The following is a 13,548-nucleotide window of genomic DNA, read 5'->3' on the forward strand; positions in this document are numbered from 1 at the left end:
TAATCGAAGTTGATTTACAGAAGATTCCGTACGTTTATAATAACTGTAAACCTAATTTTTATAAACAAAAAAAGCAGACATTGAGATTGTCTGCAATAAATTATAGTTAAAATATTTATGGAGCATCTTTCTTAATAATTTTAATCTTGATGCTCTTTAATTATTGCTTTTTTTGTAGTTTTAAAAGCTTTGCATATTTTATATAAGAGAAAAAGCTTTGAATCATTGCAATTGTAAGTCCGTCAATACCATTAAAAATACCTTTTTTAAAGAAGTAACAACGAATAAATGCAACGGCGCCATTAAGTACTGGTTTAAAAGTATTTATTCTTTTTCCTTGATCGAATAATTGCTGTGCATGCCAACCAGAATATTGATTCTTTTTGGCAATTATCTGATCTAAAGAATCCCAGCCGTAATGCAAAATATGAACCGCAACTTTTTTCTCATTTTGAGTAATTATTTTCTGATGTACTTTTGAATCAGAAGGATGCGCTGTTTGTTTATTGAAAAAACGAACTTTATGATCTGGATACCATCCAGAAAAATTAATCAATTTATCGCCTAAGAAATTTTTTACTCGAAAACTAAATGCATCATAATTTCCTTCAAGATATTTTTTATTCAAAATAAATGCTTCAGCATCTTTATCTAAAAATTCATCCGCATCAAGATTTAAAATCCAATCATTTTTGCAGTATGGCAAACCATGAGTACGCTGTGGTCCGTCGCCCAAAAAAGCCTGCTCAATAACTATTGCACCTTTTTCTTTGGCAATTTCTACTGTACGATCTTTACTAAAAGAATCTACAATAATTACTTCATTACAAACTTTTAATAAAGCATCAATGCATTTTCCTATGTTTTTCTCTTCATTAAAAGTAATAACTAAGCCGCTTATTTCCATTCTAAAATTCGATTTGTTTTAATGCAAAGATAACTTTTAGATTAGTTTTATCCTATTCTTAACGATCAGCTTGCACACATTATAAAATAGTTTGTAATTTAGCCTCAAATTGAATTAAAGAAATAAATGAAAATATTAGTCATTCAGCAAAAAAGAATTGGAGACGTATTAACGAGTACAATAATTTGTAATAATCTAAAAACAAAATATCCAGATTCCACAATAGATTATATGTGCTATCCTAATTCTGTTGATGTTCTAAAAGAAAATCCTAATATTGACAATGTTATTGTATTAACAAATAAGGTTAGAAAGTCAATTCCTTCCTTATTTAAGTTTATTTTTCAAATTCGAAGAAAAAAATACAATGCTGTAATTGATGTTTACAGCAAATTAGAAACAAATTTAATTACGTTGTTCTCTGGAGCAAAATATAAAGTTTCTTATCATAAATGGTATTCAAGCGTTTTTTACAATCACAGTTACGAGCGTTTTGATGCTGTAAAATCAGAACACGGTCTTGCAATCGAAAACCGATTGTTACTTTTAAAACCTTTTATATCTGAAAAAATTACAGATGTAAAACCAAAAATCTTTTTAAAAGAATCTGAAATTAATGATGCCAAAAGTCTTTTAAAAAGTCATAACATTGACACCAGCAAACCCTTAATCATGTTTGGAATTCTAGGAAGCGAGGTTTATAAAACTTATCCGCTTGAAGGAATGGCGAAAATAATTGATTTTACGGTTGCCAAAACTAATGCTTCGATCATCTTTAATTATGTTCCAGATCAAAAAGATCTTGCTATGGAAGTTTATAATTATTGTAGTGAGGAAACAAAAAAACACATTGCTTTTGATTTATATTGTACTGAATTACGTTCTTTTTTAGCACTTCTATCACAATGCGAAATGCTTATAGGAAATGAAGGCGGCGCGGTAAACATGGCAAAAGCACTTGAAATTCCAACATTTTCTATATTCACACCTTCTGTTAGAAAAGAAACTTGGCAAATATTTGAAAATGAGGCTAAAAATGCTTCTATTCACTTGAAAGACTTAAAACCTGAAATTTACGAGCAGCATACTGAGCAATACATAAAAGAACATACTTTTGAGTATTATGCAGAGTATCCTTTGCCATTAATGCTTGAAAAATTAGAAACTTATTTTCAAGAGTACAAAAACTGAGAATATTCAGGATACCATTATGCATATTAATAAAGAGCAAAAATTATCGGTTCTAATAATTACACTCAACGAGGAACGATACATAAAATCTCTGCTCGAAGACATTGATTTTGCTGATGAAATTATCGTAATCGATTCCTACAGCACTGATCAAACTGTTGCTATAGTCAAATCATTTCCGAATGTAAAATTGATTCAGAATCATTTTACAAACTATACTGCTCAACGTAATTTTGCTTTAGATCAAGCTAGAAATTCTTGGGTTTTATTTATTGATGCCGATGAACGATTGACTTCAGAATTAAAAACTGAAATTATCTCGACAATAAACAGCAATAACACTGCAAGTGCTTATTTAATATATCGAACTTTTATGTTCAAAAATAAGCCGTTAAACTTCAGCGGCTGGCAGACTGACAAGATTTTCAGGCTTTTTAAAAAATCAGATTGCAGATACAATGCCGAAAGAATGGTTCATGAAAAGTTAATCGTAAACGGTAAAACTTCGATTTTAAAGAACAAAATCATTCACTTTTCTTATACTTCGTATCAAGATTACAAGTCAAAAATGTATAATTACGGAATTTTGAAGGCGAATGAAAAACTAAAAAAAGGGCAAAAATCATCTTATATTTTAATGATTCTTCACCCTTTATATACTTTTTTATACCAATTTTTAATTCGTCTTGGCTTTCTCGACGGTCTCAATGGCGTTACCATTTGTTACCTAAATGCTTATAGCGTTTTTGTTCGTTACAAAAAACTGCAAGAACTTACTTCTTCCAAAATTTAAGTTTCTTTTTTAAGCGCTTTTTTCTGTAAAACTTCTCCTGAAAATCAGAAGTATATTTCCATAATACCTCAAAAATTCTTTCTTCAGATTCTGAATATAATTTAGCGTATTCATTACTCATAACCGCAACCATTTCTTCAAGAGGAGTTAAACGGCATAAATTTTTCATACGCATTTCAAAAGTCATTGTCTTATGAAATTCCATTCTATTTAAATCCACTAAAAAGAAATCATAATTTCCCTCAGCGTTCTTTTTAATCAAAGTATTTCCAGGCGAATGGTCTAAAAACTCAATTCCTTTTTCATGAAGATCAAAACTAAATCTGGTAAACTGTCTTAAAATATTTTCGCGATCCGGAAAATCAGGAATTTCAACCAGTTCTCTATAAGTCAGATCACATTGAAGCTGTTCGCTGATATAAAAACTTTTCTCTAAACCTACGATCGAAGAAAACTCGGCATAAGCAATTGGTTTTGGTGTTCCTACGCCTAATTCTAATAATTTATTTGCAAATTCGTAAGAACGTCTTGCTTTTGATTTTCGAAAATATTTATAGGCGATTTTATTAATAAGATGTGGAACCTTAAACGATTTGATATTTATTTTTTGATTGTTAAAATCAAAAAGTTTTATCTGATTACGCTGACCAATAACGAAGTCTTCTCCTTTGGTGTCAAAAAACTGAATAAATTCGACAATCTCATTTTCGAATTTTTCATACCCTCGATTTAATCTTAAGATCATAAAAAATGTTTCAGCAAATTTAGTTAGTTTTACCATCTAATAAAAAAAAAATATCGATAATGCGTATTACACTAATAAGTCTTGACAATTGGGGACTCAATAAACATATTGCTTCAACTCTAGAAAAACAAGGACATATAGTTCAGCATATCGATTTCAACACCTTCAAATACAAATATCCATCTGTACTGCACAAGGCTTATAATTTTATTTTAAAAGCTTTAAACAAACCAAACCTAAAGCATCAGCATTTTGGTAAAGAAATTTTAAAACGGTTAGAGGAAAATAAGGAAATTCAAGATGTAATTCTAACTATAAAAGGTGATTTTATAGATCCTAAAAGTATTCTTGAGTTTAAAAAATACACTAACAAGTCTATTGGATTTTTTAACGACAATATCTATCGTTGTCCAAAAATTAAACGTGTTCTGCATTGTTTTGATGACGTTTTTTCGTTTGAAAAAGATGACTGTGCGAAATTTAATCTAAAATTTGCTCCAAATTGGATCTACAATAACAATGTTTCTTTAAGCAGCAATACTGCTTTTGAATACGATGTTTTCAATATTAGCTCAATCGATAAAAGACTGCCAATTTTAGCTCGAATCGCTGATGAGTTAAAATCTAAATCAATAAAATTTAAATTTATTGTTTACGATAAAAAACGAAAACCTGTTGATAATACTATTACTTATATCAACAAACATATGCCATTATCTGAAGTAAACGATTATATCGGCCGCTCAAAAGTACTTTTGGACATTAACAGAATTGGTCAGATTGGATTAACTTTTAGAGTTTTTGAAAGCTTAGGTTTGGATAAAAAGTTAATTACTACGAACTCTGACATCAAAAATTACGATTTTTATAATCCTAATAACATTCTTATTATAGATGAAAAGAATCCTGTAATTTCTCCCGATTTTTTTAAAAATGAATACGAAAAAATTCCTGATTCTATCTTACATCAATATACTATCGAAGGATGGTGCGAGAATGTAATTTTTAAGAATCTCAAGTAAATCCTTTACTTTTTGCAGCTTTTCAATATTAAAAACTGAGCGTATTTGGCGTTCTCATACTGTATTGTTTATTTCTTTTATACTTTAATTAACCAATTTATACTTCTTAAATACATAAAAAAACACCCTGTAATTCGTTCAATTTTAATTAATCATTCTGTATGTTTGCACAAAAATAAAAATACCACCTCACTTTCATTGTCAAACTTTGGTGTTATTCAATATGTAAAACAAAATGAATTTCACCTTTTCTCTGATTATAATTACCGCTTTAATTGCCTTAGTACTATCTGTTTTAGCAATTAATCGGCTAGTAAAAATAAAGTTAACTGATGTTAGTTATCCCGAAATTGATGGACTGCGAGGTTATTTAGCCTTTTTTGTTTTCTTACACCACAGTTATATCTGGCAGGTATATTTAAAAACTGAAAATTGGGAAGATCCAGAATCTAACTTGTTCAATCAATTTGGAGAAACTACTGTTGTTTTCTTTTTTATAATTACTGCTTTTTTGTTTACAACCAAATTACTCAATAATAAAACGGGAGAAATTGATTGGTCAAACTATCTTAAATCAAGATTTTTCAGGCTTTTTCCAATGTATTTTTTCTCCGTAATTATCATTTTTATTCTGGCTGCCTGCTTGACTAATTTTACTATTAGAGTTCCGTTTTTAGAAAACTTAAAAAGCATTCTTTCTTGGATATTTTTTAACGTCAGCAAGAAAAACTCAAACTTAAATGGCTTAGAAGACACTTTTATTCTTAATGCCGGAATTACTTGGACATTGCCTTACGAATGGATTTTTTACTTTTTATTGCCTCTTATTGCATTGTTCTTTAAAATAAAAATCAACTACAAAGCGTTAATCGGTTTTACAATTACCGCTGCAATAATTATGGTTATAAACAAATCGTCATTAAGACATTTTATGCCTTTTATTGGCGGAATTTGTGTTGCATTATTAATAAACACAAAAAAGCTTAATACGATTTTAAAACAGAAAAAGTACACCATATTAGCACTGTTATTATTAGCTGTTTCAGTCTATTTTTTCAACAGCGGCAGAAAACCTTATCCGCTGATAGCGGCGTCTATTGTATTTTTGATTATAGCATCTGGAAACAATTTTTTCGGAGTTTTATCGAGTGCTTTTTCGCGTAAATTTGGTCAAATTACCTACAGTCTATATTTACTTCATGGTATTTTACTGTTTGTTATATTTCATTACATAGTTGGCTTTGAAAAAGCAAAAACATTAACTGATGTTGAATTTTGGTCGATTATTACGGTATCTGTTTTCCCTTTAATACTGATTTGTCAGCTGACTTTTAAATATATCGAACTGCCTTTAATGTCTTTAGCAAAAAGAAAAAACAAAGCATAATCTATCGAATATTCCAGCAAACCAAGTAAATAAAATGGTAATTTATTATTTTTTTTTATTGCTACCTTTGCAATCTTAATAGCCAATTACATTTTACAAAATGAACGAAGAAATACTAAAAGCATACGAAGTAATCAAAGAAGGCGGCATTATACTATACCCAACTGATACTGTTTGGGGAATTGGCTGCGATGCTACAAATCCTGAAGCTGTTGCCAAAATATACAAGCTGAAACAACGTGCCGAAACGCAAAGCATGATTGTTTTAATGAATGGCGAAAAAATGATGTACAATGTTTTTAAAAACATTCCTGAAGTAGCTTGGCAAATTTTAGATTTATCTGAAAAACCAACAACTTTAATTTTAGATGAGCCTAGAAATGTTGCAGCTAATATTATCGCCGCAGATAACTCACTTGCAGTTCGATTAGTAAAAGAACCTTTTTGTTTTAAATTACTAGAACGAATGAAAAAACCACTGGTTTCAACATCGGCAAATATTTCAGGGCAGCCTACTCCAATTGCTTTTAAAGATATTAATCCAGAAATCATCAACGGAGTTGACTATGTGGTTAATTTATATCACGATAAAGTTGCGGGAAAACCTTCGACAATTATAAAACTGACAAACGATTCTCAGGTAAAAGTGATTAGAAAATAAAAGTCCTTCGACTTCGCTCAGGATGACATAAAAGATCTGTCTGACTGAGCGAAGTCGAAGGACTTTTCACACTAAAGAAACCTTTGAGCCTTTGCGACTCTGACCCTTTGTACCTTTAAACAACTTTCAAAGACTCAATCAGCCAATCAATATCTTCTTTTGTGTTATAATGACTGAATGAAATTCGGAGATTTGGCAGTTGCAAATCATCTTCCGAAAGCATTTCTTTTAAAACATGCGACGGTTTTATACTACCAGATTGGCAAGCGCTTCCTCTAGAAACAGCAATTCCTTTCATATCTAAACTAAACAAAAGCATTGACGTTTTATCTGAAGAAAACGGAAGTGTGATATTGATGATATTATAAAAATCATCTTTTCTCCCATTAATTTTAAAACCTGAAAAATGAGTTTCTAATTGCTCAATAAGATATTTCTTAAGCTCAGAAATATACTCGCGTTCTTCTGTTAAGTTCTCATAAGAAACAGACAAAGCTTTTGCCATTCCAGCAATTTGATGTACAGCTTCTGTGCCTGCGCGAAGTCCTTTTTCTTGTTCACCTCCAAAAAACAAAGGCTGTAATCCGGAATTTTTTCGAACAAAAGCAAAACCAACACCTTTAGGTCCGTGAAATTTGTGCGCACTGGCTAAAATAAAATCTACCGAAGTTTTTTGAAGATCAATCTCAGTTTTCCCAATTGACTGAACCGTATCTGAATGAAATAAGGCATTATATTGTTTGCAAATAACCCCAACTCTATCCAAGTCTAAAATAGTTCCTGTTTCGTTGTTTACATGCATTAAACTAACGATTGTTTTTTTCTCGTCGCTTAATAAATTAGACAAATGCGTCAAATCAATACTTCCATCCGCATTTATCTTTACATAATCGACCTGAACACCATATTCTTCCTCTAAAGCCATAGCAGCATGCAAAACGGCATGATGTTCAATCTTTGAAGTAATAATTCGTTCTATCTTAAGATCTTCTACTGCCGATCTCAAAATCCAATTATCAGCCTCAGTTCCTCCTGAAGTAAAAATAATTTCCTGAGCTGAACAATTTAAATGTTTAGCAATACTTTTTCTAGAAAGTTCTAAAACTGTTTTTGCATTTCGCCCAAAACTATGTGTCGACGATGGATTACCAAAATCTTCAGTCATTACTTTAGTCATTTCCTGAATAACTTCAGGACGCATCGCAGTTGTTGAGGCGTTATCGAGGTATACTTTTTTCATTACTGCAAAGTTATGAAATATCAATTGTCTAATCTTAAATATCATTTGCCAAATTTTTCACTATTTTTGACCCAAATAAAATTTACGATGAAAAAATATGCAAGCCTTGTATTATTGGCGTTTTTGCTAAACGGCTGTGACGATGGCGACCTTACAGTGGATACAATCGATTTTGATAATGTTACAGCTGCAAGTTGTGATCCCGCAACAAATACTTTACTTTACAAACTTAAAACACAAGAATCATTATTACTTCAATTACCGCAGGCAAACGGAATTGTAAATGATCCTAAAGTTTACATCTATGACATAGACAACAACCAATATCGCGTTGTATACAGAGCTTATGATGGTAAAGTAGAAACTACAAATATTTGCGGCGCTATACCACCAAGAACTCCAAATGTTACTGAAGAGTGGCTTGGAAAAACTGGTAAAATTGTAATTACAACTACACAAATAGCAACTGATCCTGATGTAAATGGAGCAACAAGAATTAATGGCTACAACCATAATATCGTTTTTCAAAATATTACATTTTCAAAACCTGCGGGAGATCAAGTTGAAGCTGAATTTACGTTTGGAGATTATAAAACTACGGTTACTCCAGCTAATTTAACGTTTCAAAATGCCGCGAGCGGCGAAGCATTTATTTGCCCTGACAACTTAACTGTTTACAATTACAATACGTCCTTTACTTTAACAATTGAAAACTTCGATCAAAGCTTACTTGAAAATGTAGTTACCCCTCCAGGAAAGCCAAGAACAGGAGCAATTGGAGCAACTACAAATAAGCTTTTTTACAGAACTTTTTTAAGCGGAACCGGAAGTATTTCTTCAGGCTATTTTTGTCAAAAAACCACTCCTTCTTTACCTGCAGTAAATGAAACTTGGGTAGGTGAAAACACAAACGCAGATTTAAAAGCTGAAGTACAAGTAACAACAGAAAAAGTAGGTACAAACTTTATTCACACTGTTGTTCTTGCAAACGTTTCGCTAGTAAAAGGAAACAGTAAATTTAGACTTGGAACCAGTTTCATTCTAGGAAAAATTACCAAGTAAAAAGTAAAAAAACAAAACGAAAAAGAAGCAAAGACACTGTTCAAAAACAGTCTTTGCTTCTTTTTTTATTCTTACAAAAAACGTCCATTTTTCAAGACTGATTTCAATCGGAAATCAAGACGAAAAACGGACGTTTTTTTATACTTTTAAAAGAGCTTATTTAAGACTTCAAAACGTGTTTATTTGTTGTTTTGTCTAAAATAAACTTCGGTGGCACCTAGTCCATATTTTTGATAATTGGCGTCTTGAAAATCTATACCATCATAACGACCCAACAAAAAATCTAATTCCGCTTTTAAAATTCCTTCGCCGACACCATGAATAAAAACAATTTTTGGAATGCGGTTTTTGATCGCAAATTCAATGTGTCTTTTTGCTGTTTCAGTCTGTAAAGTTAAGATGTCATAATTCGACATTCCGCGTTTATTTGGAACCAGTTTTTCAATATGCAAATCAAATTCTGGAGCCGAAATTTCACGTTTATCTTTGCGTTCTTTGACAAAACTACGTGGTTTTGGCTCTGTTTTTTCTTTTGAAATCTCATCTAAATCAATTCTTTTAATAGAATTCATTAAATTACTGGTTTCTTGAATCTTAAGCAATTCATTGACAAAAAATGTCATCATGAATCCGTCCTCAGTTTCAATCAAAACCTCATTGTTTTTCACTGAAACCACCGTTCCGTTTATGGCTTCGTCTAAGACAGAAACCTTATCTCCTTTAGTCAACATCCTTCTCTTCTTTATCTTGGTTTTTACTTGGTGTTTTTGCACTCAGCTGCATCATTCCATACATAAAAACTGCAATTGCAATTACTATGATATAGATATTTTTTTCGGCTGAAACCTGCTCATATAACGCAACCGAAATGGCAAGAATCATAATTAAAATTTTAAACGTTTTCATATTTTAAAGTTTAAGAATTCAAAAGTAACAAACTTTAAAATAACAGTTCCCTCCTCTTGAAATGTTATCTTATTTTTTTTTCGTAAAATTGTAAAAAAAAATCACCGTGTCTTTAGAAAAATATATGATCCCCTGCATGTTCAAAACGCTCTTCGGAATTGAGTGTTTAGGCTGCGGTTTTCAGCGATCATTATTCTTACTTTTTCAAGGTGAATTTTTAGCGGCTTTTAATATGTATCCGGCAGTTTACACTACCCTTTTATTTTTACTTTTAGTCGTTTTATATTTTGTAGATAAGTCGAGAAATTATAAAAAAATAATTTGGAAAGCGGCAAGCCTGAACATCATTTTTATGCTCGCCGGTTACTTTTACAAACACTTTTATCTTTGATAATTTTGGTCCTTTTTTTTACTTCTTAATCTTGTTCAAAATATCATTCATCATCTCAATTTGCACTTTCTGAATTTCGATTAATTCTTGCTGCTGATGCATAATTAAATGATCAATTTTATCGTGAATCATTCTAATTTCTAATTCTGATTTTAAGTTAATCATATAGTCTTTTTTGGCACGATTTCGATCCTTCTCTTCTTGACGATTTTGGCTCATCATAATCACCGGCGCTTGCAAAGCTGCAATACAAGATAAGATCAAATTCAGCAAAATAAACGGATATGGATCGAAGCCTTTATTAACCAAAATATAAACATTTGAGCCAATCCAAATAACAATAAAAGCCAGAAACGAAATTATAAAAGTCCAGCTTCCGCCAAAATCTGCTACCTGATCCGCAATCTTCTGACCAAAATTTCTTGTCTCAGCTTCATCTTCAACAGTACTTACAATTGATTTATCTTCTTTCAAGGAAGAGATAACATTTTTTTCAAGATCTGAAAGTGCGCCAATTTCAGTAGATAAATAATTCGAAATGTATCTCTGACGATATTCATTCAATTCCTCGACAGCTATACAATCATCATCGCAAAAAGAAGGATGATCTTTGATTATTAAACCCAGAATTGGGTCGTGAATTGATTTTCCATAGACTTTATCATTTTCAGGAAAATCTATATTTGAAATTGCACTCTTGAACGTTGAATTGTTTTTCATTTCTGTAAATTTTATAGGCTAATTTACATAATTAACTTCTTAAGAATCATATAATATTTTAGATTTCAATAATCTTTCATTTATCACAAATACGACCCTCAGCACAAAATTTCTTTAGTTAATTCGTGCCTGTATTTACAAAAAACACCTTACTTTTAACGTTTTAAAATATCCATTCAATTTTATAATTGTGACAAAAGACACTATCATACAAAACATTAAAGCTTTAAAAAGCCATTCTACAATAAACTACGGTATCAAAACCAAAACGGAAGCTTTTACTGAAAAGCTGTTTTATACTCTTTTTGATTCGAATGCTGCATTAGACGAAAGCATAAATGAACTTGAAATACGATTTAAAGAAATTGCTGTTTTAGCTTGTCAAAAACCTGAAAACTTATGCGAATCGATTTGGGATAGATTTCTTGAAAAACTTCCTGGAGTTTTAGAAAAACTTAATCAAGATGCTGCATATATTCTAGAAAATGATCCAGCATCAAACAGCTTAGATGAAGTTTACTTAGGTTACCCGGGTTTTTATGCTATTGCAATTTATAGATTAAGCCATGAATTATATCATCTAGATTTATTATTGTTCTCGCGATTAATGAGCGAATATGCGCATCGAATTACAGGAACTGATATACACGCGGGAGCAAGCATTGCATCGCCGTTTTTTATTGATCACGCAACTGGAATTGTTATTGGAGAAACTTCTGTTATTAAAAAACACGTTAAAATTTACCAAGGGGTTACTTTAGGAGCTTTGAGTGTGAGCAAGGAAATGAAAAATGCAAAAAGACATCCAACTGTAGAAGCAAATGTGTGCATTTATGCGAATGCCACAATATTAGGCGGAGAAACTATCATAGGCGAAAATAGTGTCATTGGAGGAAATGCATGGGTAACTAAATCTATTCCTGCAGATTCTATTGTACTGAACACTACTACAACTGACGTTAAAATAAAAGAAAAAAGATAAAATGGGTCCACAAAAATTGTTAAACCTTATTGGAAATACTCCATTAATGGAAACGGTCAATTTGGTTAAAAATAAAAACGTAAAACTTTTACTAAAACTTGAAGGAAACAATCCGGGGGGAAGTGTAAAAGACAGAGCAGCTTACAACATGATTGCTTCTGCACTTGAAAGAGGCGATATTAAAAAAGGTGACAAACTAATTGAGGCAACAAGCGGCAATACAGGAATTGCACTAGCAATGATTGCGCAATTGTTTCAAATAGAAATTGAATTGGTTTTACCAGAGGATTCTACAAAAGAACGAACACAAACTATGCGTGCTTATGGCGCTACGGTTATTTTAACACCAGCGAGTGAAGGAATTATCGGTTCAAGAGATTATGCTGATAAGAAAGTCGCCCAAGGCGGATATTTAATGCTGAATCAGTTTGCTAATGACGACAACTGGAAAGCGCATTACAAAACCACTGGCCCAGAAATCTGGAATGATACTGACGGAACTGTTACACATTTTGTTTCAGCAATGGGAACAACTGGTACAATCATAGGAACATCTACTTATTTAAAAGAAAAAAATCCTGCTATTCAAATTGTAGGCGCGCAGCCAAGCGACGGCTCTCAAATTCCGGGAATTCGTAAATGGCCGCAAGAATATCTGCCTAAAATTTTCGATGCTTCAAAAGTCGATACTGTTGTTGATGTAAGTGAAGAGGAAGCCAGAGCAATGACAAAGAGATTAGCTTTAGAAGAAGGCGTTTTTGCAGGAATGAGCAGCGGAGGATCTGTTGCTGTAGCTTTAAAAATTGCCGAACAGCTAGAATCCGGTGTTATTGTTGCCGTTATTTGTGATCGCGGCGATCGTTATCTATCATCTGATTTATTTGATTAAAAGAGGAACAAAGGTTCGCAGCTGCAAAGCTTCTAAGTTTAAAAACTCAGAATCTAAGGAAGCTTAGAACCTTAAAAAAATCTTACTCCTTTGCTGTTTTAAAAATGAAAAAATTAGCCTTTGCACTCCTATCTCTTTACAGCATTACTATAAATGCACAAGAAATTAAAATTTTAAACACCAAAGAGTATCTTCGAAACGGCTCGAAAGAGTTTATTCTTTTTTGTGAATTGAAAAACAACTCTAAAGAGACCATAATTTTACCTCTTCCTGTAGAAACAGTTGGAAATAACAATACAAACAGCTTCAATTATTTTTACCTGATCGAAACTTTTCCTAATAATGCATTTATTATCGAAGAATCGCCTCCTGCTATAATGACAAAAAAGGCAAAATTAACATCTGACAACATCTTAATTTGCAAACCCTTTTCAACTCTAAAATTCAATTTCGACACTAAATACATTACCAAAAACGATGTTTATTTTGATGATAAAATAAAATTCAAACAATTAGCATTAATCTACAGACCTTTTGATCTGACTGATGAAGAGAAAAAAGAAAACTTAAGCGATGAATTAGTAAACAGTAATTTTTACAAAAAGAAAATTAAATCGAAATCTTTTTCAATCAAAAAAACATAACAACTCAG

At 31.6% G+C, this 13,548-nt stretch carries 16 protein-coding genes; 10 read left to right on the forward strand and 6 right to left on the reverse strand.

Annotated elements, in window-relative coordinates:
• Nucleotides 1-160 precede the first annotated feature (160 nt).
• A complete protein-coding gene (locus B0A81_RS16275; RefSeq protein WP_089058999.1) occupies nucleotides 161-907 on the reverse strand; it encodes a glycosyltransferase family 2 protein in 747 nt (248 codons plus the stop codon).
• 126 nt (nucleotides 908-1,033) lie between these two features.
• Between B0A81_RS16275 and B0A81_RS16280 the strand changes: the two genes are divergently transcribed.
• On the forward strand, nucleotides 1,034-2,098 hold the full coding sequence (locus tag B0A81_RS16280) for a glycosyltransferase family 9 protein (protein WP_089059000.1): 1,065 nt from the start codon (nucleotides 1,034-1,036) through the stop codon (nucleotides 2,096-2,098).
• A gap of 19 nt (nucleotides 2,099-2,117) precedes the next feature.
• Nucleotides 2,118-2,891 (forward strand): glycosyltransferase family 2 protein, encoded by a 774-nt coding sequence (locus B0A81_RS16285; protein ID WP_089059001.1) that lies wholly within the window; start codon nucleotides 2,118-2,120, stop codon nucleotides 2,889-2,891.
• Here B0A81_RS16285 and B0A81_RS16290 read toward each other — a convergent pair.
• Nucleotides 2,872-3,636 (reverse strand): lipopolysaccharide kinase InaA family protein, encoded by a 765-nt coding sequence (locus B0A81_RS16290; RefSeq protein WP_089059042.1) that lies wholly within the window; start codon nucleotides 3,634-3,636, stop codon nucleotides 2,872-2,874. The genes B0A81_RS16285 and B0A81_RS16290 overlap by 20 nt on opposite strands.
• Nucleotides 3,637-3,695: 59 nt before the next feature.
• On the opposite strand from B0A81_RS16290, the gene B0A81_RS16295 reads away from it, so the two are divergent.
• The 3 genes from B0A81_RS16295 to B0A81_RS16305 all read left to right on the forward strand — a co-directional run bounded on the left by B0A81_RS16295 (nucleotide 3,696) and on the right by B0A81_RS16305 (nucleotide 6,706).
• Nucleotides 3,696-4,658, forward strand: coding sequence for a CgeB family protein (locus B0A81_RS16295; protein WP_089059002.1), 963 nt, complete (start codon nucleotides 3,696-3,698; stop codon nucleotides 4,656-4,658).
• A 235-nt stretch (nucleotides 4,659-4,893) separates the two neighbouring features.
• A complete protein-coding gene (locus B0A81_RS16300) occupies nucleotides 4,894-6,045 on the forward strand; it encodes an acyltransferase family protein (protein WP_089059003.1) in 1,152 nt (383 codons plus the stop codon).
• 100 nt (nucleotides 6,046-6,145) lie between these two features.
• Nucleotides 6,146-6,706 carry an L-threonylcarbamoyladenylate synthase gene (locus B0A81_RS16305; protein WP_089059004.1) on the forward strand — a complete coding sequence of 187 codons (561 nt, stop codon included), beginning with the start codon at nucleotides 6,146-6,148 and terminating at the stop codon, nucleotides 6,704-6,706.
• Nucleotides 6,707-6,821: 115 nt separating this feature from the next.
• Here B0A81_RS16305 and B0A81_RS16310 read toward each other — a convergent pair whose 3' ends face one another.
• Nucleotides 6,822-7,946 (reverse strand): cysteine desulfurase family protein, encoded by a 1,125-nt coding sequence (locus B0A81_RS16310; protein ID WP_089059005.1) that lies wholly within the window; start codon nucleotides 7,944-7,946, stop codon nucleotides 6,822-6,824.
• 87 nt (nucleotides 7,947-8,033) lie between these two features.
• Between B0A81_RS16310 and B0A81_RS16315 the strand changes: the two genes are divergently transcribed.
• Nucleotides 8,034-9,008: a hypothetical protein gene (locus tag B0A81_RS16315; protein ID WP_089059006.1), complete on the forward strand. Its 975-nt coding sequence runs from the start codon at nucleotides 8,034-8,036 to the stop codon at nucleotides 9,006-9,008.
• A gap of 179 nt (nucleotides 9,009-9,187) precedes the next feature.
• Here B0A81_RS16315 and B0A81_RS16320 read toward each other — a convergent pair whose 3' ends face one another.
• Nucleotides 9,188-9,739 carry a Smr/MutS family protein gene (locus B0A81_RS16320; protein ID WP_089059007.1) on the reverse strand — a complete coding sequence of 184 codons (552 nt, stop codon included), beginning with the start codon at nucleotides 9,737-9,739 and terminating at the stop codon, nucleotides 9,188-9,190.
• Complete coding sequence (locus B0A81_RS16325; RefSeq protein ID WP_089059008.1) at nucleotides 9,729-9,914, reverse strand: hypothetical protein; 186 nt, start codon at nucleotides 9,912-9,914, stop codon at nucleotides 9,729-9,731. The genes B0A81_RS16320 and B0A81_RS16325 overlap by 11 nt, the downstream gene beginning before the upstream one ends.
• A 136-nt stretch (nucleotides 9,915-10,050) precedes the next feature.
• Here B0A81_RS16325 and B0A81_RS16330 point away from each other — a divergent pair, with 136 nt between their 5' ends.
• Nucleotides 10,051-10,305, forward strand: coding sequence for a DUF2752 domain-containing protein (locus B0A81_RS16330; RefSeq protein WP_317044423.1), 255 nt, complete (start codon nucleotides 10,051-10,053; stop codon nucleotides 10,303-10,305).
• A gap of 18 nt (nucleotides 10,306-10,323) precedes the next feature.
• On the opposite strand, the gene B0A81_RS16335 is transcribed toward B0A81_RS16330, so the two are convergent.
• Complete coding sequence (locus tag B0A81_RS16335) at nucleotides 10,324-11,025, reverse strand: DUF1003 domain-containing protein (protein WP_089059010.1); 702 nt, start codon at nucleotides 11,023-11,025, stop codon at nucleotides 10,324-10,326.
• 190 nt (nucleotides 11,026-11,215) lie between these two features.
• On the opposite strand from B0A81_RS16335, the gene epsC reads away from it, so the two are divergent.
• The 3 genes from epsC to B0A81_RS16350 all read left to right on the forward strand — a co-directional run bounded on the left by epsC (nucleotide 11,216) and on the right by B0A81_RS16350 (nucleotide 13,540).
• The gene (gene epsC / locus B0A81_RS16340; protein WP_089059011.1) at nucleotides 11,216-12,007 is read left to right on the forward strand and encodes a serine O-acetyltransferase EpsC; all 792 of its coding nucleotides are present in this window, start codon (nucleotides 11,216-11,218) and stop codon (nucleotides 12,005-12,007) included.
• Between the two features lies 1 nt (nucleotide 12,008).
• The gene (cysM, locus tag B0A81_RS16345) at nucleotides 12,009-12,896 is read left to right on the forward strand and encodes a cysteine synthase CysM (RefSeq protein WP_089059012.1); all 888 of its coding nucleotides are present in this window, start codon (nucleotides 12,009-12,011) and stop codon (nucleotides 12,894-12,896) included.
• Between the two features lie 104 nt (nucleotides 12,897-13,000).
• Entirely contained in the window at nucleotides 13,001-13,540 is a 540-nt protein-coding gene (locus tag B0A81_RS16350) for a hypothetical protein (RefSeq protein WP_089059013.1), read from the forward strand.
• Nucleotides 13,541-13,548 lie beyond the last annotated feature (8 nt).

Origin of the sequence: Flavobacterium plurextorum, from assembly GCF_002217395.1 — a bacterium.
Taxonomy (GTDB): Bacteria; Bacteroidota; Bacteroidia; order Flavobacteriales; family Flavobacteriaceae; genus Flavobacterium; species Flavobacterium plurextorum.

Excerpts from the sequence above, each read along its gene's own strand:
- B0A81_RS16315 (WP_089059006.1), top strand. The coding sequence starts at position 8,034 with ATGAAAAAATATGCAAGCCTTGTATTATTGGCGTTTTTGCTAAACGGC.
- B0A81_RS16335 (WP_089059010.1), bottom strand. The coding sequence starts at position 11,025 with ATGAAAAACAATTCAACGTTCAAGAGTGCAATTTCAAATATAGATTTT.
- B0A81_RS16280 (WP_089059000.1), top strand. The coding sequence starts at position 1,034 with ATGAAAATATTAGTCATTCAGCAAAAAAGAATTGGAGACGTATTAACG.
- B0A81_RS16275 (WP_089058999.1), bottom strand. The coding sequence starts at position 907 with ATGGAAATAAGCGGCTTAGTTATTACTTTTAATGAAGAGAAAAACATA.
- B0A81_RS16305 (WP_089059004.1), top strand. The coding sequence starts at position 6,146 with ATGAACGAAGAAATACTAAAAGCATACGAAGTAATCAAAGAAGGCGGC.
- B0A81_RS16350 (WP_089059013.1), top strand. The coding sequence starts at position 13,001 with ATGAAAAAATTAGCCTTTGCACTCCTATCTCTTTACAGCATTACTATA.
- cysM (WP_089059012.1), top strand. The coding sequence starts at position 12,009 with ATGGGTCCACAAAAATTGTTAAACCTTATTGGAAATACTCCATTAATG.
- B0A81_RS16330 (WP_317044423.1), top strand. The coding sequence starts at position 10,051 with ATGTTCAAAACGCTCTTCGGAATTGAGTGTTTAGGCTGCGGTTTTCAG.
- B0A81_RS16325 (WP_089059008.1), bottom strand. The coding sequence starts at position 9,914 with ATGAAAACGTTTAAAATTTTAATTATGATTCTTGCCATTTCGGTTGCG.
- B0A81_RS16285 (WP_089059001.1), top strand. The coding sequence starts at position 2,118 with ATGCATATTAATAAAGAGCAAAAATTATCGGTTCTAATAATTACACTC.
- B0A81_RS16290 (WP_089059042.1), bottom strand. The coding sequence starts at position 3,636 with ATGATCTTAAGATTAAATCGAGGGTATGAAAAATTCGAAAATGAGATT.
- B0A81_RS16300 (WP_089059003.1), top strand. The coding sequence starts at position 4,894 with ATGAATTTCACCTTTTCTCTGATTATAATTACCGCTTTAATTGCCTTA.
- B0A81_RS16310 (WP_089059005.1), bottom strand. The coding sequence starts at position 7,946 with ATGAAAAAAGTATACCTCGATAACGCCTCAACAACTGCGATGCGTCCT.
- B0A81_RS16320 (WP_089059007.1), bottom strand. The coding sequence starts at position 9,739 with ATGTTGACTAAAGGAGATAAGGTTTCTGTCTTAGACGAAGCCATAAAC.
- B0A81_RS16295 (WP_089059002.1), top strand. The coding sequence starts at position 3,696 with ATGCGTATTACACTAATAAGTCTTGACAATTGGGGACTCAATAAACAT.